This is a genomic window from Nocardia sp. NPDC003999 (assembly GCF_053604885.1).
Genome location: NZ_JBSGIB010000005.1, coordinates 34,042 through 59,421 on the forward strand (window position 1 = coordinate 34,042; position 25,380 = coordinate 59,421).

The 25,380-nt window shown below is 68.4% G+C and carries 25 protein-coding genes; 18 read left to right on the forward strand and 7 right to left on the reverse strand.

The features are described 5' to 3' along the window. Window positions 1-113: 113 nt before the first annotated feature. From ACWESM_RS13045 to ACWESM_RS13060, 4 genes are read left to right on the forward strand one after another with little or no spacing between them, the layout of a single operon-like run. Window positions 114-308 carry a hypothetical protein gene (locus tag ACWESM_RS13045; protein WP_452491837.1) on the forward strand — a complete coding sequence of 65 codons (195 nt, stop codon included), beginning with the start codon at window positions 114-116 and terminating at the stop codon, window positions 306-308. A 60-nt stretch (window positions 309-368) separates the two neighbouring features. Next, window positions 369-782, forward strand: coding sequence for an SRPBCC family protein (locus ACWESM_RS13050; protein ID WP_356965550.1), 414 nt, complete (start codon window positions 369-371; stop codon window positions 780-782). Window positions 783-803: 21 nt separating this feature from the next. After that, entirely contained in the window at window positions 804-1,556 is a 753-nt protein-coding gene (locus ACWESM_RS13055) for a helix-turn-helix transcriptional regulator (protein ID WP_364436416.1), read from the forward strand. 48 nt (window positions 1,557-1,604) lie between these two features. Continuing rightward, a complete protein-coding gene (locus ACWESM_RS13060; RefSeq protein ID WP_452491839.1) occupies window positions 1,605-2,507 on the forward strand; it encodes a sterol desaturase family protein in 903 nt (300 codons plus the stop codon). Here the strand turns inward: ACWESM_RS13060 and ACWESM_RS13065 are convergent. Beyond that, window positions 2,471-3,418 (reverse strand): NAD-dependent epimerase/dehydratase family protein, encoded by a 948-nt coding sequence (locus ACWESM_RS13065; RefSeq protein ID WP_356965547.1) that lies wholly within the window; start codon window positions 3,416-3,418, stop codon window positions 2,471-2,473. The genes ACWESM_RS13060 and ACWESM_RS13065 overlap by 37 nt on opposite strands. A 71-nt stretch (window positions 3,419-3,489) precedes the next feature. Here ACWESM_RS13065 and ACWESM_RS13070 point away from each other — a divergent pair, with 71 nt between their 5' ends. From ACWESM_RS13070 to ACWESM_RS13095, 6 genes are all read left to right on the forward strand, one after another. Next, the gene (locus ACWESM_RS13070; protein ID WP_364436423.1) at window positions 3,490-3,945 is read left to right on the forward strand and encodes a MarR family winged helix-turn-helix transcriptional regulator; all 456 of its coding nucleotides are present in this window, start codon (window positions 3,490-3,492) and stop codon (window positions 3,943-3,945) included. Window positions 3,946-4,131: 186 nt separating this feature from the next. Beyond that, on the forward strand, window positions 4,132-5,346 hold the full coding sequence (locus ACWESM_RS13075) for a sensor histidine kinase (protein WP_364436426.1): 1,215 nt from the start codon (window positions 4,132-4,134) through the stop codon (window positions 5,344-5,346). After that, a complete protein-coding gene (locus ACWESM_RS13080; protein ID WP_355080095.1) occupies window positions 5,343-6,020 on the forward strand; it encodes a response regulator transcription factor in 678 nt (225 codons plus the stop codon). Before ACWESM_RS13075 ends, ACWESM_RS13080 begins: the two co-directional genes overlap by 4 nt. Before the next feature lie 210 nt (window positions 6,021-6,230). Further along, entirely contained in the window at window positions 6,231-7,157 is a 927-nt protein-coding gene (locus ACWESM_RS13085) for an alpha/beta hydrolase (RefSeq protein ID WP_412808065.1), read from the forward strand. Between the two features lie 30 nt (window positions 7,158-7,187). Beyond that, window positions 7,188-9,098, forward strand: a complete 1,911-nt coding sequence (locus ACWESM_RS13090) for an ABC transporter ATP-binding protein (protein ID WP_452491842.1) — start codon at window positions 7,188-7,190, stop codon at window positions 9,096-9,098. Then, window positions 9,095-10,810: an ABC transporter ATP-binding protein gene (locus ACWESM_RS13095; protein WP_452491843.1), complete on the forward strand. Its 1,716-nt coding sequence runs from the start codon at window positions 9,095-9,097 to the stop codon at window positions 10,808-10,810. The genes ACWESM_RS13090 and ACWESM_RS13095 overlap by 4 nt, the downstream gene beginning before the upstream one ends. A gap of 13 nt (window positions 10,811-10,823) precedes the next feature. Here ACWESM_RS13095 and ACWESM_RS13100 read toward each other — a convergent pair whose 3' ends face one another. Continuing rightward, window positions 10,824-11,573: an SDR family oxidoreductase gene (locus tag ACWESM_RS13100; protein WP_355080088.1), complete on the reverse strand. Its 750-nt coding sequence runs from the start codon at window positions 11,571-11,573 to the stop codon at window positions 10,824-10,826. A gap of 221 nt (window positions 11,574-11,794) precedes the next feature. On the opposite strand from ACWESM_RS13100, the gene ACWESM_RS13105 reads away from it, so the two are divergent. Next, window positions 11,795-12,790 (forward strand): fatty acid desaturase family protein, encoded by a 996-nt coding sequence (locus ACWESM_RS13105; protein ID WP_452491846.1) that lies wholly within the window; start codon window positions 11,795-11,797, stop codon window positions 12,788-12,790. A gap of 106 nt (window positions 12,791-12,896) precedes the next feature. Here the strand turns inward: ACWESM_RS13105 and ACWESM_RS13110 are convergent, their stop codons facing one another. Together ACWESM_RS13110 and ACWESM_RS13115 are read right to left on the reverse strand one after the other, a co-directional pair. Then, window positions 12,897-13,055 (reverse strand): hypothetical protein, encoded by a 159-nt coding sequence (locus tag ACWESM_RS13110; RefSeq protein WP_452491848.1) that lies wholly within the window; start codon window positions 13,053-13,055, stop codon window positions 12,897-12,899. A gap of 473 nt (window positions 13,056-13,528) precedes the next feature. Then, window positions 13,529-14,443, reverse strand: coding sequence for an RNA polymerase sigma-70 factor (locus tag ACWESM_RS13115; RefSeq protein ID WP_355080084.1), 915 nt, complete (start codon window positions 14,441-14,443; stop codon window positions 13,529-13,531). Between the two features lie 177 nt (window positions 14,444-14,620). On the opposite strand from ACWESM_RS13115, the gene ACWESM_RS13120 reads away from it, so the two are divergent. Continuing rightward, window positions 14,621-15,106, forward strand: a complete 486-nt coding sequence (locus ACWESM_RS13120; RefSeq protein WP_364436447.1) for a carboxymuconolactone decarboxylase family protein — start codon at window positions 14,621-14,623, stop codon at window positions 15,104-15,106. A gap of 222 nt (window positions 15,107-15,328) precedes the next feature. Here ACWESM_RS13120 and ACWESM_RS13125 read toward each other — a convergent pair whose 3' ends face one another. Continuing rightward, entirely contained in the window at window positions 15,329-15,775 is a 447-nt protein-coding gene (locus ACWESM_RS13125; RefSeq protein WP_364436449.1) for a MarR family winged helix-turn-helix transcriptional regulator, read from the reverse strand. Between the two features lie 51 nt (window positions 15,776-15,826). Between ACWESM_RS13125 and ACWESM_RS13130 the strand changes: the two genes are divergently transcribed. Continuing rightward, the gene (locus tag ACWESM_RS13130) at window positions 15,827-17,056 is read left to right on the forward strand and encodes a multidrug effflux MFS transporter (protein ID WP_364436452.1); all 1,230 of its coding nucleotides are present in this window, start codon (window positions 15,827-15,829) and stop codon (window positions 17,054-17,056) included. Between the two features lie 39 nt (window positions 17,057-17,095). On the opposite strand, the gene ACWESM_RS13135 is transcribed toward ACWESM_RS13130, so the two are convergent. Next, a complete protein-coding gene (locus ACWESM_RS13135) occupies window positions 17,096-18,058 on the reverse strand; it encodes a cation diffusion facilitator family transporter (RefSeq protein WP_452491850.1) in 963 nt (320 codons plus the stop codon). A gap of 69 nt (window positions 18,059-18,127) precedes the next feature. On the opposite strand from ACWESM_RS13135, the gene ACWESM_RS13140 reads away from it, so the two are divergent. From ACWESM_RS13140 to ACWESM_RS13150, 3 genes are all read left to right on the forward strand, one after another. Continuing rightward, a complete protein-coding gene (locus ACWESM_RS13140; RefSeq protein WP_452492174.1) occupies window positions 18,128-20,578 on the forward strand; it encodes a molybdopterin oxidoreductase family protein in 2,451 nt (816 codons plus the stop codon). Continuing rightward, entirely contained in the window at window positions 20,575-21,045 is a 471-nt protein-coding gene (locus ACWESM_RS13145) for a hypothetical protein (protein WP_452491851.1), read from the forward strand. The genes ACWESM_RS13140 and ACWESM_RS13145 overlap by 4 nt, the downstream gene beginning before the upstream one ends. Before the next feature lie 209 nt (window positions 21,046-21,254). Beyond that, window positions 21,255-22,739, forward strand: a complete 1,485-nt coding sequence (locus ACWESM_RS13150; protein WP_452491853.1) for a purine-cytosine permease family protein — start codon at window positions 21,255-21,257, stop codon at window positions 22,737-22,739. A 46-nt stretch (window positions 22,740-22,785) separates the two neighbouring features. On the opposite strand, the gene ACWESM_RS13155 is transcribed toward ACWESM_RS13150, so the two are convergent. Continuing rightward, window positions 22,786-23,349: a PadR family transcriptional regulator gene (locus tag ACWESM_RS13155; protein ID WP_355080075.1), complete on the reverse strand. Its 564-nt coding sequence runs from the start codon at window positions 23,347-23,349 to the stop codon at window positions 22,786-22,788. Between the two features lie 122 nt (window positions 23,350-23,471). Here ACWESM_RS13155 and ACWESM_RS13160 point away from each other — a divergent pair, with 122 nt between their 5' ends. Further along, window positions 23,472-23,888, forward strand: coding sequence for a nuclear transport factor 2 family protein (locus ACWESM_RS13160; RefSeq protein ID WP_364436465.1), 417 nt, complete (start codon window positions 23,472-23,474; stop codon window positions 23,886-23,888). Beyond that, entirely contained in the window at window positions 23,885-25,372 is a 1,488-nt protein-coding gene (locus ACWESM_RS13165; protein WP_452491855.1) for a phytoene desaturase family protein, read from the forward strand. The genes ACWESM_RS13160 and ACWESM_RS13165 overlap by 4 nt, the downstream gene beginning before the upstream one ends. The last annotated feature ends 8 nt before the right edge of the window (window positions 25,373-25,380 follow it).

Sequence of the window (25,380 nt, forward strand, 5' to 3'; positions counted from 1 at the left end):
AACGTGAGCCATAGGACGCTCGGCCCTCCACATGGCTCGACCGCGCTGCGACCGATGTCTGGAGGTGGCGCGGAGCCTGCCGTACCGACAACACACCGGACAGTGCGGTGGACATGACGAACCCGCAGCATATCCGGCACATCCACATCGAATCCGGCGCCCTTGTCCTGGACTACCGAGCGTGCGCGGAACAGGCCCGGAGTCTGGCCGGCGACTTGGCGCACAGTCATCCGGACCTGATCGTCACGATCGATGACGATGTCCACGTCGAGTTGCCCGAGCTGCCCTGCGGCGGTCTGTGGCGGTGATCGGCGCCCGGCTCGAGTAGATTGACGATGATCTGACCCACGACGAGGGAGCGTCGGACCATGACAGCGATTCGCCATGAGATCGTGATCGACGCTTCGCCGCGCCACATCTGGGATGTCGTGCGTGATGTCGGCGCCGTGCATCGACGCCTGCTGCCCGGCCGGGTCGTCGACACCCGCCTGGAGGGAGCGCGGCGTTCGCTGACTTTCCCGGACGGGCATGTGATCCGTGAACTGATCGTCTCCATCGATGACGAGGCCCGCCGCTTGGCGTACTCCGTCGTCGAAGGGGCCAGGCCCGCGCTGGACTATCACCACGCTTCGTTCGAGGTTCGCGCCGAGGGGGAGCGTGGCCGACTGATCTGGATCACCGACGTCTTGCCGGAGTCGGCCGCGCCGGAAGTGCGGATTCGTACCGAATACGGCCTCGCGGAGATGAAGCAGGCCATCGAGGCCGCGGCGGCCGAGTCGTAGCGGGATCGGGAGGTGTCGGACATGTGGCAAGGCACCGCGACGCTGTACCCGGGCAGATTGTTGTACACGGGGCGGCTCGGGAACGCGCACCGCCACCATCATGCCGCCGCGCAATTGATCTTCAGTGCCAACGGCTCCGTCGGTCTGCGGGACGACGCCGGCCGCCACTGGGCCGGGCGAGCGGCGCTGATCCCTCCCGGTGTACCGCACGAAACTACCGGCACGGCAACGGGATTGCTCGTCTTCGCCGACGCGCAGTCGCCCCTCGGGCGCGCGCTGACCGATTGTGTGCGGCGCACCGGGAGCGCCGTCGACTCGGTCACCGCGTGGTCGCGGGCCGCGCTGCCACTGCTCGACCTCGACGACGGCGAGCGGGATCCCCAGCAACTGGCGCACGCCGCACTGACGGCCTTGATCGGCGATCCCGCTCCCACCGGCGCTGCCCGGCACCCGGCGCTGCGTGGCGCGCTGGAGCTGCTGCCGGACCTACTCGACGGCCCGCTGCGTCTGGCCGAGCTCGCCGCCGCGGTCGGACTGTCGGCGAGTCGACTCGGTCATCTGTTCCGTGCCGAGCTCGGGCTGGCGTTCCCGCCGTATGTGCGGTGGGCGCGCCTGCGACAAGCGATGGACCACGCCCGTCGCGGCGGCACGCTCACCGAGGCCGCGCACGCCGCGGGTTTCGCCGACAGCGCGCATCTCACCCGAGTCTGTCGCGAGATGTTCGGGCTCACCCCCTCCGAACTCGCCGGTGCGGTCACCATGGTGCGGCCGTAGCGAATCCGTTCAAGCGCCGTGGGGACCGCGGCCCCCACGCTGAACGGCATGCACACCTTGGTTCGCTACGGCTACGTGCCGTTCATGCTCTTGGCGGTCAACGGCGCCGCGCTCGCCGTCATCGCCACCGGCGCCGGCAAATTATGGCTGTTGCCGCTGCTGGTACTCGCGATCGCCGCATCGTTCGCCGCCGAACGGATCCTGCCCTACCACGACGACTGGAACCGCGCCCACGACGACGGTCGGCGCGACACCGCGCACGCCGTGGTCAACGAACTGCTCACCCTCGGCGGCGTGGCCGCACTGCCGCTGATGGCCGCGCTGATCCCTTCCGCCGATGTCTGGCCGCACCGGTGGCCCTTCCCGATTCAGGTGCTGGTCGCGGTTCTCCTCGCAGATCTCGGCATCACGCTGACCCACTTGGCCAGCCACAAGATTCCCGCGCTGTGGCGGCTGCACGCCGTGCACCACAGCGTCGAACGCGCCTACGGTTTCAACGGCCTGATGAAACATCCTCTGCACCAGACCCTGGAGACCGTCGCCGGTGTCACCCCGCTCGTACTGCTGGGCCTGCCCACCTCGGTAGCTTCGGCCCTCGCGTTCACCGTCGCGGTGCAACTCCTACTGCAACATTCGAACGTCGACTACCGCGTAGGCCCCCTGCGTACCGTGCTCGCGCTCAACCAGGCACACCGGTTCCACCACTTGAAATGGGCGGGCATCGGCGACGTCAACTTCGGACTGTTCACCTTGTTCTGGGATCACCTGTTGCGCACCTACTCCTACGACCCGAACCGCCGCTTCACCAGCGACGACCTCGGGATGGCCGCCAAGCCCGACTACCCCAGCGGCTATCTCGCCCAACTCGTCGAACCCTTCCGGCCCAGCGGCGCTTGCGGGGCCACGAAACCCGCTCAGCGCTCATTGCCCGCGCGCAGCCAGGCGATGTAGTCGGCGGTCGCGCGTTCGGTGTCGTAGTCGGGCCGGTAGCCGGTGTCCTGCTGGATACGGGTGATATCGAGGTAGTTGCGTTGTCCGGACCCACCGGTGGGGAGGTCGATCCCGGCGTCCGGGACGACCTTCTCGATCGCGGCGATGACTTCGGCGTTGGTCGTCGCGCGGCCGGAAGCGACGTTGTAGGTGCGGTGATTGAGCCGGTCTGCCAGTTGCAGGAGTGCGATGGCCCGGCCGCAGTCCTTCACGTAGCACAGGTCGATCGCGTCTTCCGCGTAAGCGGGGAAGCGCAGCGACGACAGGTCCGGCGCGGTGCCGCGGGTGGCGGCATGGACGAGCTGAGGGGCCGGGAAGAACGGGTCCGCGGGTCGGCCGCGCGGGCCCCAGATGGCGGAGATTCGGTAATTGACGATCTCGATGCCGGTCGCCCCGGTCAAATGGTCGGCGAGCAGCTCACCGATCTTCTTGAAGCTCGGTATCGGATGGGGTGCGGTCAGCGGAACGGGCATGTCTTCCCGCAGTGGACCCGCACCGGTCAGGCCGGCGTAGACGCCGATCGTGCTCGCGACGCCGACCCGCGGCACGCCCCAGGCCTCGGCGGCTTCGATCACATTGAACAGACTGCCGATCGCCTTCCGCGCGCCATCGATGGGCTCGTCGGAGCCGGGTGGCCAGGGCATCGAACCCGCGAGATGCACGATGCCGGTGATCTTGTGGCGCGTGCCCACGTCGAGCAACGCCGTCAGATCGGTGATGTCGGCCCGCTCCACCGCCACCTGCGCACCGGCGAACTCGGCCGGTACCTCGCCGGTTCGACGCTGGACCAGCACGCAGCCCTCGCCCAGGTCGAGCAGGGCCCGCACCGTGTGGGAGCCGATGAACCCGAGACCTCCGGTGACCAAGATCATCACATGAGCCTTTCTGTCGTCTAGCTGATTATCAGTACTACTGACGATCAGGCTAGCGATAGAATCTGCGGGTGTCTAGGACGGATGGGCCGGGCCCCGAATTGACCAGCCGGTTGGGCTACCTGCTCAAGCACGCGCAGTTGCGGATGGCCGAGCTGAACACGAAAGCGTTGGCGCCGTACGGCATCGACGGGCGCGAGCTCGGCGTGCTGTTCGTCCTCGCGGGCCGTGAACCCACGTCCCAACAGCAGGCGGCGCAGCGGCTGGGCATCGACCGCACCACGATGGTCGCGATGCTGGACACTCTGGAAGGCAAGGGCCTGGTGGCACGTCAGCCGGACGCGAACGACCGGCGTCGCAACGTGGTCGCACTGACCGATGCCGGACAGGACACTCTTCGCCGGGCCACCGAGGCGAGCGATGCCGCCGAGCGTGAGTTCCTGGCGCAGCTCAGTCCGCAGGCCGCGCAGCAACTGCGGAACTCGTTGCAAACCATCGTGACCCATCCCGAGCAAGAGCAGTCCTGACGCTCTGGACCGTGTGGGCGCAGAACCGGAGCCGTCGGCAGCCGATAGGTGAATAGCGCCGTTCATACTCGGCTTCCGGCCTACGCGAATCCGCGTAGGCGATCGTGATCGGCTGCGTCGGTCGTCGTAGTCGATCGCGCATCCGGTCCGGAGCGCGAGCGCTCGCGGATGCCGTACGCTCACGGCATGGTTCAGCAGGCGGTGGCACGACGGCTGTCCGCCTGGTTCTCGCGTCGGCCCGCCTGGTTCCCGGATGTCCTGCTGGCGCTGTTCGTCACCGTGATCCAGGTGCAGAGTGCCGCGATACCGGTGCCGCTCGAGCCGGCCTACACGCCGGTGTCGGGTTTCGGATATGTCCTGCTGATCGTCAGCGGCCTGGCGGTCGCCGCCCGCCGCAGGCAGCCGGTCGCGGTGTTCGGCGTGACGGCGCTGGCCAGTCTGATCTATTTCGGTCTCGGCTTCCCCGACCGGCTTTCCTATCTCGGACTCTTCGTCGCCCTGTACACCCTGGCCGCCTACGGCGACGGGCGGCGGACGCTGATGATCGCCGGTGCGGGCATCGCGGTCCTCGCCGTCGGCTGGCTGATCGCCGCGGCGGATATCAAGCCGCTGGTAGCCATCGGCTGGGTGTTCTTCCGGATCGGCGCGTCGGTGATCAGCACGATCCTCGGTGAGTCCGTGCGATCCCGCCGGGTCATCGCCGCCGATGCGCAAGAACGAGCGGAACTGGCCGAACGGTCCCGCGACGAGGAAGCCAGAGCGCGGGTCGACGCCGAACGCCTGCGGATCGCCCGCGAAGTCCACGACACGGTCGCCCACGCGATCGCCATCATCAATGTGCAATCCGGGGTCACCGCACACGTGCTCGACAAGCGACCGGAACAGGCCCGGGAAGCCCTGCGCACCATCGAGCAGACCAGTTCGCGGGCACTGCGCGAGATGCGCGCGATCCTCGGTGTACTGCGTGACGGCGACGAGCGCGAACCCTACCCGGGGCTCGGCCAGATCGACGAACTCGTCGGCAAGGCCCGCGATGCCGGGCTCGACATCGCTTTCGCGCAGACTCCCCCGGTCACTCCGCTCCCGAGCGCGGTGGGCAGCGCCGCCTATCGCATCGTGCAGGAATCGATCACCAACGTGATCCGGCACGTCGGTCCGACCAGGGTGACCGTGGCGCTCGAACCCGGCATCGACGCCTTGCGGATACGGGTCACCGACGAGGGTCGTCGCGCCGCCGCACCGGTCCGCACGGATAGCAGCACCACGACCGGACGCGGCATCGTCGGGATGCGCGAACGCTGCCGACTGCTCGGCGGTGAACTCGACGCGACGCCGCGTCCCGGCGGCGGGTTCGAGGTCACCGCCCGCCTACCCTTGACCCCGGTCGGATCGCGCTCGTGAACGCCACACCACCCATCAAAGTCGTGCTCGCCGACGACGAACGCCTGGTCCGTTCCGGCTTCAAGGTTCTGCTCGACCTGGAAGACGACATCACGGTGGTCGGTGAAGCCACCAACGGCGCGGAAGCCGTCGAACTCGCTCGCGCCACCCGCCCCGACGTGGTCCTGATGGACATCCGCATGCCACGACTGGACGGGATACGCGCCACCGCCCAGATCGCAGCGGCCGCCGGGATGGAGCGGGTCAAGGTGCTCATCCTCACCACCTACGACACCGACGAGAACGTATTCGACGCCTTGCAGGCGGGCGCGAGCGGGTTCCTGCTCAAGGACGCGGGCCCGGCCGAACTGCTGCACGCCATCCGAGTGATCGCCGCTGGTGACGCACTGCTCGCACCTCGGATCACCCGGCGGCTCATCGGTCAGTTCACCGCGCAGCGCCGGGCAGCCAAGTCCGCCGAGGACCGGCTCGCCGTGCTGACCGACCGTGAGCGCGAAGTCCTGGCGCTGGTGGGACAGGGCATGAGCAACGACGAGATCGGCGCCGCGCTGTTCCTCAGTCCCGCGACCGCACGCACCCATGTGAGCCGCGCGATGGTGAAACTGGGTGCGCGCGACCGAGCGCAGCTCGTCGTGATCGCCTACCAGACCGGGCTGACCGGCTTCACCTCGTAGCGATCAGCGGGTTGACCTCGCTGCCGAGGCGTTCGCGGCCTGGGACTCGAATCACGTTGACTCACAATGCCATAGCACTGGCGAGTACGGCCGCGCGTTCGGCTACGACGACCTGCGCAGCCGATCGCCGTCGGCGTACGCGCGTTCACGTAGACGGCGACTCCCATCGGCGGAAGCCCAGCAGGTGCCGAGGGCGCGACCATCGACGGCATGATCTTGGACCCCGAACTCGAAGCCTCAGTCGCGTTCTTCCCCCCGGCCGACCTGAGCGACCCGCGCGCCGCCCGGGAGCGCCTCGCCGAGTTGGTCGCCGCCCTTCCGGTACCGGACATCGCGGGCATGTCGATCGAAAATCGCACGGTGCCGGGCGATTTCGACGTGCCGATACGAATCTATCGGCCGGACCGGGCGCAGGGCGCTGCCCTCATCTGGCTGCGCGGCGGCGGATTCGTCATGGGCGATCTGGACACCGAACATCCGTGGGCCGGCCTGCTGGCGGACAACTCCGGTGTGACAGTGATCTCGGTCGGCTACCGCTCGGCCCCCGAACATCCGTTCCCCGCCGCGCACGACGACGTCTACGCGGTGCTGATCTGGACGGCCGAGCACGCGGTCGAGCTCGGCATCGACCCGGCGCGGATCGCGATCGGCGGCCACAGCGCCGGGGCGGGAATCGCGACCGCGGTCGCGTTGCGGGCCCGCGACGAGCAAGGGCCGCCGATCCGCTTCCAACTGCTCAACCAACCCGTCCTCGATGACCGCCAGCTGGCCTGGTCGGCGCGCACTTTCACCGATACGCCGTTCGTGACCCGGGCGAAAGTGGCCCAGATGTGGCAGCACTATCTGGGTTCCGCGCCCGCGACGCCGTACGCCGCTCCGGCGCGGGCGACGGATCTGTCCGGTATGCCTCCCGCCTACATCGCCACCGCCGAGTACTGCCCGAACCGCGACGAGGACATCGAGTACGCGCTGCGTCTGTTGCAAGCGGGCGTGCCGGTCGAGCTGCACCAATGGCCCGGCACGTTCCACGGGTCGCAGGCGATCCTGTCCGCGGATGTGTCCCAGCGCCAGAGCGCCGAATTCGCCGCCGCGCTGCGTCGCGCGCTGCACCCCGCGACCGGCTCGCAAAGCGCGTAGCCGCAAAGGGATTGCGAAGAGGGGAGAACGATGACCACCATCGACCTCGCCGAGGCGAGGAAGCAGTCCACACCGCCCCCGTCGGATGCCGATTCCCCGGCGGGAGGAAATGTGACGGGGTTGCTGCGCCCGTACCTGGGCGGTTTCGCCGTCGTCGTCGTCCTGCAGATCATCGGTGCCGTCGCCGGTCTGGCGCCGCTGCTCGCGGTCGTCGAATTGGGTCGAACGCTGTTGTCGCCGGGCCCGATCGATCACGGCCATGTCCGGATGATCGTGATCGCGGGGGCGGCCGGGTTGTTCGTCCGGCTGGTGTTCACGGCCGCGTCGTCCGGCATCGGGCACCTGCTCGACAGCCGGGTGCAACTGTCGCTGCGCCGAAAACTGGCCGCGCGACTGGGGCGGGTGCCGATCGGCTGGTTCTCCCGGCGCGGCTCCGGCGAGTTGTCGAAGATCGTGGGCAAGGACGTCGGCACCGTGCATCCACTCATCGCCCACACCCCCGGCGAGCTCGTCGCCGCGTTCGTCGTGCCGCTGGTGTCGTTGACCTACCTGTTCACCGTCGACTGGCGGCTCACGTTGATCACGCTGATACCGGTCACGCTGGCCGTGGCGCTGGTCCCCTTGATGATGACCCCGGCCCGGCTGCGTGCGCAGCAGGAGTTCGACGCGGGGATGGCGCGGATCGCGAGTGCCACCGTCGAGTTCGTACAGGGCATCTCGGTGGTCAAGGCGTTCGGCGCGGGCGAGCGCGCGCACCGCAGATTCCGCACGGCCGCGGACGATTTCACCGACTCCTTCCTTCGCATGGTGCGGGGTCTAGCCGGACTCGGCGCGGCGATGCAGGTGGTGTTGTCGCCGCCGTTCGTGCTGCTGGTCGTGCTGACCGGTGGTGCGGTCCTGATCACCGGCGGCGCCATGGCCCCGGCTGACCTGCTGCCCTTCCTGCTGCTCGGACTTGGTCTGACCGCACCGGTGGCGGCGCTCGGCCACGGCTTCGACGACTTGCGGGCGGCCCGGCGCGCGGTCGACCGGATCCGGGAGGTCCTCGCGGTGCCGTCGCTGCCGGAACCTTCGCGCCCGCTCGCGCCGCAGGGGCACCGGGTGGAACTGCGGGAGGTGCGATTCGGCTACGACGCCGAGCACGAGGTGCTGCGCGGCATCGACCTGGTCCTGGAGCCGGGGACGGTCACCGCGATCGTCGGGCCGTCGGGCAGCGGAAAATCCACGCTGGTTCAGCTCCTTCCTCGATTCTTCGACCCCACACACGGTTCGGTGCTGCTCGGCGGGGTCGACCTGCGCGAGCTCGGCAGCCGGGCGCTCTATCGGATGGTCTCCTTCGTCTTCCAGGACGTGCGGTTGCTGCGCGCGTCGGTCGCGGACAACATCGCACTGGCGCTACCGCACGCCGACCGCGACGACGTGGTGCGCGCCGCCCGGTTGGCGAACATTCACGATCGGATTCTCGAGCTGCCGCGCGGCTACGACACGGTGCTCGGTGCGGAGGCCGAGCTGTCGGGCGGTGAAGCGCAACGGATCTCGATCGCCCGGGCACTGCTCGCCGATACTCCCGTACTGGTGCTCGACGAGGCCACCGCCTTCGCCGACCCGCACACCGAGCAGGCGGTGCGCCGAGCCCTGGCGACACTGGAAGGCGATCGGACAATCCTGGTCATCGCTCACCGGCTGGAGACCATCGCCGACGCGGACACCGTCGTGCTGCTGGAGAACGGGTCGATCACCGAGCGTGGCAAGCCCGGCGAATTGCTGTCCCGCAACGGGAAATTCGCCGAATTCTGGCGATCGCACCGGTCCACGCTCACCGAAGAGGTCGAAACCCTCGGTGGCATGCTCCGGCGTGAGCTCGGGCCATGGAGCAGGCAGCGGAGCGTGCCTGCACGCCCGCTCGCCGACGAGACATCGCGAGGAGAGGAGCGCCGATGATCCGAATGCTGCTGCGCGTGCTGGGCGACGAGTACGCCCAGCCCGTACGACGCACCGTGGCCCTGATGACGGCGACCTCGGTAGCGGAAGGTTTGTCCTACGCACTTCTGGTTCCGGTGCTGCGAGCGCTGTTCGGGAGCACGCCCACGGACGCCTGGCCGTGGCTGCTCGCGTTCGGGGCGGCGATCGCGTGCTACGCGGCGCTGCGCTATCGCAGCGATCTGTCCGGCTTCCTCGTGGGCACCACGCTGCTGCGCGGTGTCTACCACCGTTTCGGCGATCGCCTGGCCCGGCTACCGCTCGGCTGGTTCACCGCCGGTCGCGTCGGAGAGGTGTCGGTGCTCGCCAGCGAGGGTGTGCTGCAGGCGATGAGCGTGATCGCGCATCTGCTGGCGCCGACGATCGCCGCCGCTGTGACTCCGCTGACGATCGTCGCCGTGCTGCTCGCCTTCGACTGGCACATGGGGCTGGCCGCGCTGGCCGCGGTGCCGATCGTGGCGGCGATCCAGATCTGGACGGGACGTTCGATGGCCGCCGCCGACGCCGAACGCGTCGAACGCACCAAGGAGGCAACCGGGCGAGTCGTCGAGTATCTCCAGGCACAGCCGGTGCTGCGAGCCGGTGGCCGAACGGCCGAGCGATTCCGGCTGCTCGACGACGCGCTGTCGGGATTGGAGCGGGCGTCCCGCCGTGCCGTGCTGTCGGCGCTGCCAGGGATCGTGGGGCTGACGCTCACGGTCCAGGCGATGTTCACCGTGCTGCTGGCCCTTGGCGCCTACCTCGCGCTCGGCGGGAACGTCGGCGCGGCGGAGATGGTGGCGATGCTGGTGTTGGTGGCCCGCTGCGCGGATCCGCTGCTGTCGCTCTCGGAGATCGGCGGCAAACTCCGCAGCGCGCGTACCGTGCTGGGCGGGCTCGACACCGTGTTGCGCACCGAGCCGCTGCCGGAACCTCGCGAACCGATCCGGCCGGTGGGCAACGACCTGGCGTTCGAGTCCGTCGCCTTCCGGCACGGCGGTCGTACCGTGATCGACGACGTGTCGCTGTCGGTACCCGAGGGACAGCGGGTCGCCATCGTCGGACCGTCGGGTGCGGGCAAGAGCACACTGCTGCAACTGCTCGCACGGTTCTACGACGTGGACGACGGCGCCCTGCGCGTCGGCGGCGTGGACGTGCGCGCGATCAGCACCGAAGTATTGATGGAACGGATCGCCGTCGTCTTCCAGAACGTCTATCTGTTCGACGGCACGATCGAGGAGAACGTGCGTCTGGGCCGTCCCGATGCCACCGAATCCGAGGTGCGCGCGGCGGCGACCGCGGCGGGGTTGGACGAAGTCATCGATCGGCTGCCCGGCGGATGGGCGACGAACGTCGGCGAGGGCGGCGCACTGTTGTCGGGCGGTGAGCGCCAACGCGTCTCGATCGCGCGAGCCCTGCTGAAGAACGCGCCGATCGTCCTGCTGGACGAGGTGACCTCCGCGCTGGACCCGGTGAACGAGGCCGCCGTCCACGAGGGCATCGAACGCCTGATGGCGGGCCGGACGGTGGTGATGGTCGCGCACCGGCTGCGGACCGTCCGGCGGGCCGATCACATCGTCTTCCTGGACGACGGCCGGATCGTGGAGGAGGGCAGCCACGACGAGCTGCTGCGTCTCGGTGGCCGCTACGCCGACTTCTGGGAGTTGTCCATGGCGACCGTGGCAACCGAATGAGCCGCGATGTCGATCACGGGGTGCTCTCGTGCTTCTCGAGCCAATCCCGGTAGTGCGTTGCGGCCAGACGGGCGTCCGGGCCCGCCGTGAGAACGTCGCCGGGAACGTCCGCGAACATGCCCGCGGTGTCGTCGGTGACGACGGTGCGGCTGTCGCGCCGAGCGGCCAGGGTGAGCCTGCCGAGGTCGTCGAGGCGGAAGACCTCCGGACCGGCGACATTGCGGACCCCGCCCAGCGGAGCGCCGGTGGCGACCTCGACGACCGCGTCGACCACGTCCGCGGCGGCCATCGGCTGGATCGGGGTGGCGGGCAGGCGGACGGTGTCGTCGTCGGAGGTCCAGGACAGCACCGCGTCCATGAACTCGAAGAACTGGGTGGCGCGCACGATGGAGTACGGCGTTGGGCCCAGCCGCAGCAGGTCTTCCTGCAAGCTCTTGGCCCGGTAGTAGTCCAGGCCGGGCACCTGGTCGACGCCCACGATGGACAGCACGACCTGATGCCCGACACCGGCTTTCTCCCCGGCGTCCAGCAGGTTGCGCATGGAGATGCGGAAGAAATCCACCGACGCCTCGTCGAAGGTCGGCGAGTTCGCAAGGTCGATGACGACCTGGGCCCCCGCCAGCGCCCGGTCCAGGCCCTCTCCGGTGATCACGTCGACACCGGTGGACATCGACGCGGGCACGGCCTCGTGCCCGGCCGCGGCCAGCTTCCGCACCACTCGAGAGCCGATCCGCCCGGTACCGCCGATGACTGTCAGTTTCATGGTTCTCGCCTTTCCCGGCGTGCCACCGGGCGAGCCCGCGATTCATGGAACCGTTATCGGTTCGTTCCGGTCTCGGTACCACGACGCCCGATCTCGCCACGGCATCGGTCGTCGGTCCCGGTGTCGATCGCTCGGGACAGGTGGCCGTCGTACACCGTTCTCCCGCAACACCGTTTCGTCGCACTGATGTAAGAGCGGCGACAGCCCCTGTAGGGGTGTTGGTGGGGCAGGTCGTGCAGGCTCGGTTTCCGGAGAAGACCGGAGAGGTGACCGGGGGCGAGATGACCGAACGGTGCACCGGTGGCGCTGTCCACGCGCAGCGGCGCGACGACGGACGGCGGATCGGATCGCGGTTGACCGCCACGGCGGTCGTGCTGAATATCGCCCAGCTCTTCGGGCTCCCGCTGCTGATTCCCGGCGACCCAGCATGGGGCTGGGCCCTGCTGCCGTTGCTACTGCTGACGACGACATTCTGGTCGGTGATCCACGAGGCCGTGCACGGCAATCTGCACCACTCGCGGTCTCGCAACGACCGGTACGGCCGCGTCCTCGCCGTGCTGTACGGGTCGCCGTTCGCGCTGCTCAAAGCCGGTCACCTGCTGCACCACCGCTACAACCGGACTCGGGAGCGGGCCGAAATCTACGACCCGGCGAGTTCCACCTGGGCGAAGGTCGCGCCCGGGTACTACCTGCGGCTGTTCGGCGGGCTGTATCTGCTCGAGGTGGCGGCGATCATGCTGGCGGCGTTGCCCGTCGCGGCGGTGCACGGGCTCGCCCGGGCGGTGGACGGGCCGGACACGGTGGCGGGGCCGCTACTCGAACGCCTCGCGCGACCCGAGGTGTTCCGGCAGTTCCGCGTCGACGCGGCCGTCGTCGTAGGGCTGCACGGTGCGGCGTTCGCCGCCTACGGTCCGCACTGGTGGATGTTGCTCGCGGCGCTGGCCGGGCGCGGCGTGATCGTCTCGCTGTCGGACAACGCCTATCACTACGGCACCGATCTCGACGAGCCGCTCGAGGCGCTGAACCTGAAACTGCCCGCGCCACTGGAAGTACTGGCGCTGAGCTTCAACCTGCACGGCGTGCATCACCTGCGCCCCGGCCTGCGCTGGTACGAACTCCGGCCCGCCTTCGACGCCGAGGGCGGCCGACACGACATAGGCTGGTTCCGCGCGGTGGCCCGCCAGATACGCGGCCCCCTCCGGCTCACCGATCGGTGACTGCCGCCCGCCGCGGACGCGCCCCCGCCGCGATCACTCCTCGGTTTCCATGTGCGAATCCATCCGCGAGAGGATCTCCTCGATCCGGTCGCGCACCATGTGCCGCTCACCCGCCCAGCTGTCCGCCCGACGCGTGGTCGATATCGGTCAGCGAGTCGGCGGCCTCGCGCTGCCCTCCGGCATTGATTACACCGCAGTGAGTCGAGCCTTCATCAAAGGCCAAGCGAATTCTGATCGCGCGCAGCATGAATCGATCGATGGACATCGAAAAATTGTTTTCGGCAACTCCGTTCGTTCCCGTGCGACTACGACGCCGAACCGTTCCCCCGACAACCACCTCTTCCCACCCGAGATCTATCGAGCGGACCTCGAAGTCTTTCCGTGAGACCGGCTGTCGCTGTGGCTGGCCGCCCGTATCGGGCATGCCGATCGGCAATCGCGGCCCGCCGACACGGCGGCCAGGGCCGAGCCGGGCGTGGGTGGTGGAGGACGGTGTGCCCGCGCTGCCGTTGCTGCCGGCGCGCTGGGCGGTGCTGTCCGCGGCATTCGTGGCAGTGGGCTCTCCGTGGGTCCGAGAGTCTTACCAGCGCTCGGGTTGTTCGAGGGAGCCGAGCGCAGCGGCTCCTCGCTCCGGATCGTGCCCGGCGACGGGGCCGTGCTCTCCGGTGGCGTGTGGAACGATCCCGTCCTCGACGCCGTCTACAACGCCGGGGCGCCGATGCCGGATCCTCTCCTTCGTCAGCGGCACAGCGCCGTCTCGCGCTCCATGCGGGACAGCTTCTCGGGATTGCGCACGGCGTAGAGGCCGGTGACGAGGCCGTCGTCGATGCGAAGCGCCAAGACGGTGTCGATCTCGCCGTCACGCCGCAAGATCAGCGCCGGATATCCGTTGACCTGCGCGGGCTGCCTCGACACCGCGGCGAGCCTGCCCAGCCCGGCCGCCAGTATCCTGGCCACGCTGTCGGCTCCGAGGACGGGCGCGAGGGTGGCCTGCACGACGCCGCCGCCGTCACCGAGCAGGACGACGTCCGGCGCGAGGATGTCGAGCAGATGCTGCAGATCGCCCGTTTCGGTCGCTCGCTGGAACGCCTCGAGGGCGCTACGGGTCTCGGCGGGCGAAACGACTCCGCGCGGTCGGCGTGCCGCGACGTGCGCACGGGCCCGGTACGCGAGCTGGCGGACCGCGCCGGGGCTCTTGTCGACGGCTTCGGCGATCTCGTCGTAGCTCAGATCGAATACCTCGCGCAGTACGAAGACCGCTCGCTCGATCGGCGTCAACGTCTCCAGCACGAGCAGCATGGCCATCGACACGCTGTCGGCGAGCTCGACGTCCTCGGCCACGTCGGGCGCGGTGAGCAGCGGCTCGGGCAACCACGGGCCGACGTAGGACTCCTTGCGCCGCCCCAGTGTCCGCAACCGGTCGAGCGACTGGCGGGTGACGATCCGCACCAGGTACGCGCGCTGATCCTGGACGGTGCCGAGGTCGACGCCCGCCCACCGCAGCCAGGTCTCCTGCAGCACGTCCTCGGCGTCGGCGGCCGAGCCGAGCATCTCGTAGGCGACGGTGAACAGCAGATTCCGGTGGGTGACGAACGCCGCGGTAGCCGGGGCGGGGTGGTGATCGCCCGGCGTCTTCTGCGATGTGTCGGCCATGAAGTGGCTCCTGTTCCCTCTCGGCTGTGTCACCCATCAGACGCCTGTCCCTGCCGTCTTGTAACACCGATACGCAGTGGCGCAGGTCACTTCGGTGCGCTGTTACGAGGCTCGGGCAGCCGACGTCTGGTGTTCGTTCAGTGCACAGCACACGACATCACGAGTGAGGACCACGTCATGGGACCCCGTATCAATCTCAACGACAGCGAGATCGGCGCCAAGATCGGCAAGCGGTTCGCGAACACCAGCCTGGCGATCCTGCAGTCGACGGTGCCGAAGGCCACGATGGAGCTGATGGAGCTGCGCGCAAGCCAGATCAACGGCTGCGGTTGGTGCACCGACGTGCACACCAAGGACCTGGCGGCCGCCGGTGAAGCCGCGGTCCGCATCAACCTGGTCGCCGCCTGGCGTGAGTCCAGCGTGTTCACCGAGGCCGAACGGGCCGCGCTGGCGCTGGCCGAGGAGGGTACCCGGCTCGCCGACGCCTACCGAGGCGTCTCCGACGAGACCTGGGCCGAGGTGCGCGAGCACTACGACGACGACCAGATCGCCGCGCTGGTCTACCTGGTCGCCATGATCAACGCTTCCAACCGGCTCGGCGTGATCACGCGCATGCCGGGAGGTTCCTATCAGCCCGGCATGTTCGACGCCATCACGAACTGATCGGCGGGTGCGATCCGAGCCTCCGGCAGGAGTCACCGGAGTGGCGGTCCCCATCCGGCCTCGCGCGTGGTGACCGCCACCGCGCTCGATCAGGGCCATGTCGAGATCTCATCGTTGCCAGGCGAATTCGCTACTCGGCCATGGTCCACGACGACGACCGATCGGCATCGCCGCTCACTTCGGACGGCGGGTCCGGCGCAGCGCTGATCGTTCGGCAGGTGGTCAGCCACGGTCGTGCAGGGCGTGCGCCAGGCTGCGCAGGGCGGGGACCGCGGCCAGCAATCTGCCGACCTCGGTCTCGTCGACGGTGGCCAGCGCGTCGAGAACCAGGCGGGTGCGCGCCGCGTCGATGCGAGCGGCATTCTCGATCGCCTTGCGGGTGGGCAGGATCCGGCTGCTGCGGCGGTCGGCGGGGTCGGTCTCGCGTTCGATCAGTCCCAGTTCGGTCAGGTGGCGCAGCACGGTGCTGACGTTGCTGGGTCGCATGCCGGTCACCACGGCCAGGTGCCCGGGAACGGTACCCGGCTCGTGCACGATCACCCGGAGTACTTCGGCCTGTGCCTGGGTGAGCGGCTCCATCCGGGTCAAGCGCTCGGCCGCGCGATGTACGGCGCGCGAGAGCTCTCGCAGTGCGGCGTCGAGCTCGCGCAGATCGGATTCACGGCCCATACCCTCCATGATAAATTACTTATGCATAAATAAGTATCTGGAGGTGTCGTCGTGCTGAAATCGACCGCATCGGGGGTCTCGGGACCGCTGCTGGTGGTGCTGGGGCTGCTGTCGGCGGTGGCGCCGTTCGCGACCGACATGTATCTGCCGTCGTTCACCGGGTTGGCCGCCGACCTGCACACCGGCGCGTCGAGCGTGCAACTGACACTGACGACCTTCCTGATCGGGTTGGCGCTGGGGCAGCTCGTCATCGGGCCGCTGTCCGACCGGTTCGGGCGGCGGCGGCCGCTGTTGCTGGCCACGGCGACCGCGACCGTCATGACGGTGCTGTGCGCGCTGGCGCCGAACATCTGGCTGCTGGTCGTGCTGCGCTTCGCACAAGGGTTTTCGGGCGCGGCCGGGATCGTGATCGGCCGCGCAGTGGCGGCCGACCGCGTGAGCGGCGCGGCGGCCGCGCGGATCTTCACGCTGTTCGCCAGCATCGGAGGCATCGCGCCGGTGGTCGCGCCCCTGCTGGGCGGTGCGCTGGTTCCGGTCGGCTGGCGCAGCGAGTTCTGGGTCCTGAGCGCGATCTTCCTGGCGATGTTCTGCGGCGCCCTGCTCGTGGTGCCGGAATCGCTGCCCGCCGACCACCGCCACGTCGGCGGGCTCGCCACCACCGGCCGCGTGGTGCGGACCCTGGTGGCCGATCGCGGCTACCTCGGGTACACCCTCGTGTTCGCGCTCGGCTTCGCCGGGTTGATGGGCTATATCTCGGCGTCCCCGTTCGTGATCGAGAACGTGCTCGGGCTGTCGACCGCCGAGTACACGGTGGTCTTCGCCGTCAACGCGCTGGGCATGATGGCCGTCGGCGTGCTCAGCTCGCGGCTGACCAAGCGTTTCCGCCCGCAGTCGATCCTGTCGGCCGGGCAGGGCGTGATCCTGGTCCTGTGCGTCGCGCTGCTGGTTCTGTTCGCCGCGGGCGCCTCGGCGGCGCTGATCCTGCCGGTGCTGTTCGTCCTGGTCAGCTCGTTCACGACGATTCTCGGCACGGCGAGCGCGCTGGCCGTCGGCCGGGCCCCGCATGCCGCGGGCAGCGCCTCGGCCTTGTTGGGCGCGCTCCAGTTCCTGCTCGGCGCCCTGGTGTCCCCGCTGGTCGGGCTCGGCGGCACCGCGACCGGAATCCCGATGGCGGTCACCATCGTGATCAGCGCCGTGCTCGCGCTCGCCGCCCGGCTACTCGTCCGTGGCTCGGGTCCGGTCATGGCGGTGCGACGCGAAACCGACACCGTCGCCGTATGATCCGCCGCTCCCAGAGGAGCGGGCGCGGCAGCTTCGGCTTCAGTCGTTCTCGGGAGCGGCGATCGTGAGGACCGCGTCGGCGATATGCGGGTTGCGTTCGAGTTCGCGCTCGAGCGCGCGCAGCGTGAGGGCGATGCTCGACTCGGCCGGGTCGCCGACCAGGTCGACGCTCGCGACGAGGAAGACCTGCCGAGGGCCGACGTATTCCAGGCGCACGAAGCGCACCGAGGCCACTTCGGGCATCTCCTCGATGCGGGCCGCCGCGGCGGCGCGGAGTTCGGGCGAGGCGGGCTCACCGGTCAGGAAGCGCCGGTTACGGTCGATGAGCACTACGGCGATCACCCCGAGCAGCACGCCGACGAGCACCGATCCGAGTGCGTCCCAGGCCGCCACGCCGGTGAGCTGGTGCAGCCCCATTCCCGCGAAGGCGATGACGATGCCGATCAGTGCGGCGCTGTCCTCCGCGAAAACCGCGCGCAAAGTCGGATCGGAGGTCTTCAGTACGTACTCGAGGATGTCTTGATCGAAGCTCTCCGCCTCGCCGCCGAGTTGCCGCGTGGCCTGTAGCCACGAGGTTCCCTCCAAGACGAAGGCGATTCCGAGCACGAGGTAGGCGATCGCGTAATCCTGTCCACCTCGACCTTCGTGCAGCAGTTCGGTGATCCCGTGCCACACCGACACCGCGGCGCCCGCGACGAACAGTCCCACCGCCGCCAGCAACGACCAGACATATGCCTCGCGTCCGTACCCGAGGGGTCGTTTCGCGTCCGCGGTGCGAGCGCTTCGACGGTTGGCTACGAGCAGGAAGATCTGGTTGCCGGTGTCCGCCCAGGAATGTGCGGCTTCGGCGACCATGGACGCCGAGCCGGACAGCGTCGCGGCGACCGTTTTGGCCACCGCCACCGCGACGTTCGCGCCGAAGGCGACGATCACCGTGCGAGTGCTCTCCCCACCGGCGGTGGGTGCGGATCTCTCGTCGTGGAAAGCGTTCGCTCGCTCCATCTACGCCAGTGTGGCACGACCCCGCCGACTCTGTTTGCCGCACCATGCGTGGGGTATGCGCGGGTCGTGATCAGGCACGACCGCATAGCCGAACCCTGGGGCCACCGGACGCCGTACGAACCGGGAAAGCCGTGGCCCGCCCGCGTGGACATGCATCTGGCGGACGGAGTCCGGGAGCAGGACGTCGACGAGTGGGTACAGTCGGCGTCGATCCTGCACAGCAACGGTGATGCGCTGGACATCGCCGTCAAGGACGGCGGCATCGTCGGGGTCCGTGGACGCGCGGGAGACCGGGTCAATCACGGTCGGCTCGGCCCGAAAGACCTGTTCGGATGGCAGGCGAACGCGTCACCCGACCGGCTGACCAGGCCGCTGATCCGTGTCGGCGGGCGCTTGGTCGAGACCGACTGGGACACGGCGATGAACCGCGTCGTCCGGCGCAGCAAGGAGCTGCTCGCCGAGCAGGGGCCCAGTGCGCTGGGTTTCTACACCAGCGGGCAGCTGTTCCTGGAGGAGTACTACACCCTCGGTGTGATCGCGCACGGGGCGATCGGCACCAACCATCTCGACGGCAACACGCGGTTGTGCACCGCCACCGCGGCCCAGGCACTCAAAGAGTCGTTCGCCAGTGACGGCCAGCCCGGCAGCTACACCGATGTCGACCACGCCGACGTCATCGCGTTGTTCGGACACAACGTCGCCGAAACCCAGACCGTCCTGTGGACGCGCATGCTCGACCGCCTGGCCGGAGCGCAACCCCCGGCGTTGCTGTGCGTCGATCCGCGCCCGACACCCGTAGCCAAGGCCGCGACCGTGCATCTGGCTCCGCTGCCGGGAACGAATGTCGCGCTGATGAACGGATTGCTGCGCGAGATCATCGAGCACGACTGGATCGACCGCGACTACATCGACGCCCACGCCGTCGGATTCGACGAATTGGCCTCGGCGGTGGCCGACTACACCCCGGAGCGGGTGGCCGAGATCTGCGGCGTCGCCGCCGCGGACGTGCGCAGGGCGGCCGAGTTGCTGGGCACCGCGCGACGACTGCTGTCGACCGTGTTGCAGGGCTTCTACCAATCCCACCAGGCGACGGCGGCTGCGGTGCAGGTCAACAACATTCACATCCTGCGCGGGATGCTCGGCAAGCCGGGGTGCGGGATATTGCAGATGAACGGCCAACCCACCGCCGAGAACACCCGGGAGTGCGGGGCGGACGGCGACTTGGCCGGTTTCCGCAATTGGGCCAACGACGAGCACGTCGCCGAATTGGCGAAGTTGTGGAATATCGAGACGCACCGGATTCCGCACTACGCGCCCCCGACGCACGCGATGCAGATCTTCCGCTACGCGGAGCAGGGCACGATTCGAATGCTGTGGATCAGCGCCACCAATCCGGCGGTGTCACTGCCGCAATTGGGTCGCATCCGGTCCATTCTCGCTCAGGAGAGACTGTTTCTGGTGGTGCAGGATCTGTTCCGCACCGAAACCGCCGAACTCGCCGACGTCGTCCTTCCCGCGGCGACCTGGGGCGAGAAGACCGGGACCTTCACCAATGCCGATCGGACCGTGCACATCTCCGACAAAGCGATCGACCCACCCGGTCAGGCGCGAGCGGACCTGGACATCTTCCTCGACTACGCCCGGCGCATGGACTTCCGGGACAAAGACGGCGACCCATTGCCGCCGTGGCGCGACCCGGAATCGGCGTTCGAGGCTTGGAAGAAGTGCAGTGCCGGGCGGCCTTGTGACTACACCGGGATCACCTACGAACGCCTGCGTGGCGGCAGCGGCATCCAATGGCCCTGCAACGACGAGCATCCCGACGGGGCCGAGCGACTGTATGAAAACGGCGAGTTCTTCGCTTCCCCGCAGTACTGCGAAAGCTACGGCAAGGACCTGGTCACGGGAACGCCGGTGGAACCGACCGAGTATCGCGCACTCAATCCCGATGGCAAGGCGATCATCAAGGCCGCCCGCTATGTGCCGCCGCACGAGCAGCCCGGCGACGACTATCCCTTCGCCCTGATCACCGGCCGCACCCTCTACCACTTCCACACTCGCACCAAGACGGCGCGTGCGCCGCAGTTGCAGGCGGCCGCCCCGCAGGTGTGGGTGGAACTGTCTACCGAGGACGCGACGAAACTCGGCGTGGCCGAAGGCGATATGGTGCGGATCTCCTCGCCACGCGGCGCGATCCGGGCACGGGCGCGAATCACCGGCATTCGCACCGGCGTGCTGTTCGTGCCGTTCCACTACGGCTACTGGGATGATCCCGCAGGTGCGCACGAGCACGAGCGGGCAGCCAACGAAATGACCATCACCGACTGGGATCCCGCCTCCAAACAGCCGATCTTCAAGACCGCCGCCGCCGAGCTCGAACGGCTCGCGGGCGCCGACGGGCATCCGGCGCCTGCCCCCACCACCACCGCGTCCGCGCCGATCACGTCCGGGATCGCCGCCACCGTGGGCGGGACCGCGGCACTCGACGACGAAGAACTGCTCGAGGTCCCGAACCGATGAAACTCCGCATCGCGCTGCGCGAATTGCACCGATCCGAGCGCAAACTCGCCCGGGAGTTGTCCGCGATCTCCGCACGCCACGTCACCGAACACGAAATCCGGCACGTGGCGTTGGACATTCGGCGCTGGTCCCTCGACCACATCGCCGACCTTGCCGACGCGAGCCGCCGATACGGGCTGAAGCTGCGCCCCGAGCCCCGCACCGACGCCCTCGGCGCGGGTCTGCAAGAACGTCTGAGCGCCCGGTTGGGCCGTCGGCCGGAACCGGCCCTGCTTCTGCTCGCCGATCTGCGCCGCGTCGCGGCGGGCGTGTCCCTCGACTGGGAACTGCTGGCCCAAGGAGCCCAAGCGGCACAGGACCTCGAATTGGTCGACCTCTGTCAGCGCTGCCACCCGCAAACGCTGCGGCAACTGCGCTGGGCGAACGGGATGCTGAAGACACTGTCGCCGCAGGCATTAGTGAGCTGACGACCGCACGGCCGCTCATCTGTCACCAGTCCACGGGAGCTTCCAACGCCGTGAAGCCACCGCGCTGCGGTTTTGGTTGTGCTATCAACTTTGGTTCCCCATCGGCGTTCTCGCACTTACAATGGGCCAACACATAACGGCACGTTATATAGGTGCACGGTGGTGAGACTGGGTCGGCGGTTCCTCCCACCTCGACGATGGGATTCGACATGGTCGGGAGTTCAGCAGAACCGTCGGACTGGTCCGTCGAGCGCAAGGGCGCCGAATGGGTCGCGGACGAGGAACGTCGAGGCAAGCCACGCGCCTTGTTCTGGCCGTGGGCGGGCACCAGCTGCAATGTGGTCCTGGTGTCGTTCGGTCCGTACGTCACCGCGCTCGGCCTGGACTGGCATGTGGCGGCGCTGGCCGCGGCGGTGGGCGCGGTGCTCTCCTTCCTGCTGCTCGGCTTGGTGTCGCTGGCCGGGCAGCAAGGGGGAGCAGCGACCATGGTGGCCGGCCGCGCCGCGTTCGGGTTCCACGGCAACAAGATTCCGGCACTGCTGAGCTACCTGGCGTTGGTCGGATGGGAGACCTTCTCGGCGGTACTGGCGACCCTCGCGGCCCGCACGGTGGCACACCGGCTCGACCCGGATATGGACACCGCACCGCTCATGGTCGTCACTCTCGTCACTGTCATCGTGGTGACCACGGTGATCGGAATCTACGGCTGTCACGTGATCCTGCGGATCCAGAAGTGGTTCGCCCTCGCATTCACCGCGCTGTCGGTGGTCTATGTAGTGCTGACGCTGCCCAGGATCTCGTTCGCGACGCACGGACAGGTCAGCGTGGGCGCGTTCGTGGGCGGGGTGATGCTGGTCGCCAACACGCTGGGCTTGAGCTGGGTCAACTGCGCGGCCGACTACACCCGCTACCTGCCCCGCACCGCCGGCAAACGCGCGCTGGTCGGCTGGATCACGTTCGGTGGCACCGCTCCCGCCCTTGTTCTGATGGGACTCGGCACGGTGCTCGCGGCGGGGGATCCGGACATCGCGGCGACGGCGGCCACCGATCCGATCAGCGCGCTGTCGGCCCACTTGCCCACCTGGTTTCTGGTGCCCTACCTGATCCTGGCGCTGGTGGGCTTCGTGTCGGGCTCCATCATCGGCCTCTACTCCTCCGGGCTCGCGCTGCAGACGTTGGGCGTCCGGATATCCCGGCACTACACCGTTCTGGTCGACGCGGCCCTGATCGCCGCTGCCGGCGGCTATGTGGCATTCGCGGCCCCCGGGTTCTTCGCTCCGTTCCAGGCGTTCCTGACCACCACCGGTGTGGTGATGGCCGCATGGACCGGAATCTTCGTGGTCGACCTGTGGCAGCGTCGCCGCGTCGGCTACGACCGGACGGCCCTGTACAGCCCGGTCGGCGGCTACGGCAAGGTGAACCGCGTCGGAGTCGGCTGTCTGATCGTCGCGACCATCGCCGGGCTCGGCTTGGTCACCTCGCCCGATCCGCATGTCGGCCCGCTGCTCGGCTACCTGTTCACGCCTGCCGCCCGCGCGGGTGGCCTGGGCAGCAGCAACCTAGGGGTATTCGTCGCGCTGGTCTCGGCGAGCGTGGGATACGCGGCGCTGCATCGGGTAAGTCCGCTCGCGCAGGCGAGCGCGACCGAGCGGGTCGAGGACCGCGAACCGGAACCGGATCGAGTCCCGGTGTAGAAAGAACGCCGTATCGACTGGTGGTGCGGGCTTTTCGCCGCGACGGTCACACGTGCGCGGCGATCCGCCGATCGATCACCGACAGCGTGAACTCTCCCCATCGGATGTTCTCCTGCTCGAAGGAGATTCCGCGCAGCAGTGTGAGATAGGGGCCGACCCGCTCGGCCTCGGCCAGGTACGCCTGCTCGCTGCGGCCGTCCAGCAACCGGGAACGCAGGCGTTCGTAGCGGGCCAGTTTCGACTTGGACCACTCCAGCTTGTCCGCTACCGCGGCACGCACGGCGGGGGCGTCCTCGACGTCCATGCCCTGCACCTTCACCATCATCTCGTCGCGGATGGCGGTGGGCTTGGCCGGCTTCTCGACGAATTCGTGGAGAGCCGCGCGCCCGGCGGGGGTGATGGCGTGCAGGCGCTTGTTGGGCCTGCGTTCCTGCTGCACGACCCGGGTCTCGATGAGGCCATCGGCCGCCATCCGCTCCAGCTCCTTGTACAGCTGCTGGGGCGTGGCCATCCAGAAGTTGGCCACCGAGGCGTCGAAGCTCTTGGCCAGGTCGTAGCCGGAAGCCTCGCCCTCCAGCAGGGCGGCCAGCACCGCGTTACGTAGCGCCATCGGCTCAGGCTACCACTCGAGAAGATTAATCAAATATCTGTCCTTCGAGCTATGGACAGGTCGACTCGACCTGGATACGGTTCAAGTTACCTATTAAATTTCTTGAGTATAGGAGGTGGGAGATGCACCCCTTCCGCGTAGCCGTGGAAGCTCGTGACGAGGCCGCCATCGAGGCGCTGCTGGCCGACAACGTGGTGTTCACCAGTCCGGTGGCATTCCAGCCGTACCCGGGCAAGGCGATCACCGCGGCCATCCTGCGCGCGGTGATCCGCGTGTTCGGAGATTTCCGCTATGTGCGCGAGATCGCCGACGCGGACGGTCGTGATCACGCGTTCGTGTTCGAGGCCACCGTCGACGGCAAGCGGCTGACCGGCTGCGACTTCCTGCACTTCGACGAGGACGGCAAGATCGACGACTTCATGGTCATGGTGCGTCCGCTCTCGGCGGCACAGGCCCTCGCGGCGCGTATGGGTGAGCAGTTCGAGCGGATCAAGGCCGAGGCCGCCGCGCAGCTCGAGCGGGAAGCCGCCGGAGCGTGAGCGACTACGACGCCATCGTCATCGGCGCGGGCAATGCCGGGCTGACCGCCGCCGCGACCCTCCAGCGCGCGGGCGCGCGAACCCTCCTGCTCGAGCGGCACAATATTCCCGGGGGCTGCGGAACATCCTTCCGCCGTGGACGTTTCGAGTTCGAGGTCGCGTTGCACCAGCTGTCCGGCGTTGGCATCGATGGTCAGCCGATGTCGTTGCGAGAAGGGCTGTTCCAGCAACTCGGCATCGCCGACAAGCTGGAGTTCGTGCAAGAACACGACCTCTATCGTGCCGTGATTCCCGGCCGGCTGGATCTCACCTTGCCCGCGGACTGGGACGGCGCGGTCGCCGCCATCGAGGCCGAGTTCCCCGGCAACCGCGACCGGGCCGCGAAATTCTTCGACCTGATCCGGCAGGTGAGCTTCTGGCAGATCGCCGCCATGCGGAGGATGCCGGTCGAGCAGATCGACCCGGTGCTGTTCGAGTACGGATTGCGGCCGTTGAAGGACGTGCTCGACGAGTTCTTCGATGACGACCGCATCAAGGTCGCGCTTGGCATGTACTGGACCTATCTCGGGCAGCCGCCGTCGAGACTGCGATTCCAGGATCTGGCGCTGACACTGTTCGCCTACTTCGAGTTCAAGCCCTGGCATGTGCGCGGTGGGTCGCAGGCGATGTCCACCGCCATCCTCGACGCCTTCCTCGCCGCGGGGGGCGAAGTGCGGTTCAACACCGGCGTCGAGGCCGTTCTCACCGAATCCGGCCGGGTTCTGGGTGTGCGGCTGGAAGACGGTTCGGAGGTCACCGCTGCCGACGTTGTCTCCAACGCGTCGCTGCCGACCACCTACGGCATGCTCGAAGGCATCGACGTGCCCGCCGAGGTGCGCAACGATCTGGCCACCAGGCGAATCGGTGTCTCCGGCTTCGTGCTGCACATGGGTCTGGACGCGACTCCGGCCGAATTGGGTTTCACCACCAGCACGACGTTCGTCAACATGGACGCCGACGACGACCGCACCTACCGGGCGTGGAAATCGTTCGAGCCCGCGCGGGGCATCTGCGTCAGCTCCTACGATGTCGCGCCGATCGGATTCGCGCCCGCCGGCGCCACGCACGTCAGCCTGATGACGTTGCAGTACGCCGACATCTGGAAGAACATCGCCGCATCGGAGTACGCGCGCACCAAGTTCGCCTACGCCGAAACCCTGCTCGACCTGTGCGAAACCATCACCCCCGGCATCCGCGACGCCATCGAAGAGGTCGACGTCGCGACACCGTTGACCATGATGCGCTACCTGGGGCATCCGGGCGGCGCGATCTACGGCTACGACCAGGACGCCACCGAAGGCTGGCTGTTCCGCGACAGCGAACGCCGAACCCATGTTCCCGGACTCCATCTGGCCGGCTCCTGGGCCGGGATCGGCGGATTCCAGCCCACCCTGGAGGCCGGTGCGCGCGTCGCCCGCCGTCTCCTGCGCTCCAAAGCCGCCTGATCGGAGGA

Excerpts from the sequence above, each read along its gene's own strand:
- ACWESM_RS13125 (WP_364436449.1), bottom strand. The coding sequence starts at position 15,775 with ATGGGCCGTGAATCCGATCTGCGCGAGCTCGACGCCGCACTGCGAGAG.
- ACWESM_RS13155 (WP_355080075.1), bottom strand. The coding sequence starts at position 23,349 with ATGGCGCTACGTAACGCGGTGCTGGCCGCCCTGCTGGAGGGCGAGGCT.
- ACWESM_RS13055 (WP_364436416.1), top strand. The coding sequence starts at position 804 with ATGTGGCAAGGCACCGCGACGCTGTACCCGGGCAGATTGTTGTACACG.
- ACWESM_RS13110 (WP_452491848.1), bottom strand. The coding sequence starts at position 13,055 with ATGTCCATCGATCGATTCATGCTGCGCGCGATCAGAATTCGCTTGGCC.
- ACWESM_RS13060 (WP_452491839.1), top strand. The coding sequence starts at position 1,605 with ATGCACACCTTGGTTCGCTACGGCTACGTGCCGTTCATGCTCTTGGCG.
- ACWESM_RS13065 (WP_356965547.1), bottom strand. The coding sequence starts at position 3,418 with ATGATCTTGGTCACCGGAGGTCTCGGGTTCATCGGCTCCCACACGGTG.
- ACWESM_RS13135 (WP_452491850.1), bottom strand. The coding sequence starts at position 18,058 with ATGGAGCGAGCGAACGCTTTCCACGACGAGAGATCCGCACCCACCGCC.
- ACWESM_RS13150 (WP_452491853.1), top strand. The coding sequence starts at position 21,255 with ATGGTCGGGAGTTCAGCAGAACCGTCGGACTGGTCCGTCGAGCGCAAG.
- ACWESM_RS13115 (WP_355080084.1), bottom strand. The coding sequence starts at position 14,443 with ATGGCCGACACATCGCAGAAGACGCCGGGCGATCACCACCCCGCCCCG.
- ACWESM_RS13145 (WP_452491851.1), top strand. The coding sequence starts at position 20,575 with ATGAAACTCCGCATCGCGCTGCGCGAATTGCACCGATCCGAGCGCAAA.
- ACWESM_RS13095 (WP_452491843.1), top strand. The coding sequence starts at position 9,095 with ATGATCCGAATGCTGCTGCGCGTGCTGGGCGACGAGTACGCCCAGCCC.
- ACWESM_RS13075 (WP_364436426.1), top strand. The coding sequence starts at position 4,132 with ATGGTTCAGCAGGCGGTGGCACGACGGCTGTCCGCCTGGTTCTCGCGT.
- ACWESM_RS13085 (WP_412808065.1), top strand. The coding sequence starts at position 6,231 with ATGATCTTGGACCCCGAACTCGAAGCCTCAGTCGCGTTCTTCCCCCCG.
- ACWESM_RS13045 (WP_452491837.1), top strand. The coding sequence starts at position 114 with ATGACGAACCCGCAGCATATCCGGCACATCCACATCGAATCCGGCGCC.
- ACWESM_RS13160 (WP_364436465.1), top strand. The coding sequence starts at position 23,472 with ATGCACCCCTTCCGCGTAGCCGTGGAAGCTCGTGACGAGGCCGCCATC.
- ACWESM_RS13100 (WP_355080088.1), bottom strand. The coding sequence starts at position 11,573 with ATGAAACTGACAGTCATCGGCGGTACCGGGCGGATCGGCTCTCGAGTG.
- ACWESM_RS13090 (WP_452491842.1), top strand. The coding sequence starts at position 7,188 with ATGACCACCATCGACCTCGCCGAGGCGAGGAAGCAGTCCACACCGCCC.
- ACWESM_RS13050 (WP_356965550.1), top strand. The coding sequence starts at position 369 with ATGACAGCGATTCGCCATGAGATCGTGATCGACGCTTCGCCGCGCCAC.
- ACWESM_RS13120 (WP_364436447.1), top strand. The coding sequence starts at position 14,621 with ATGGGACCCCGTATCAATCTCAACGACAGCGAGATCGGCGCCAAGATC.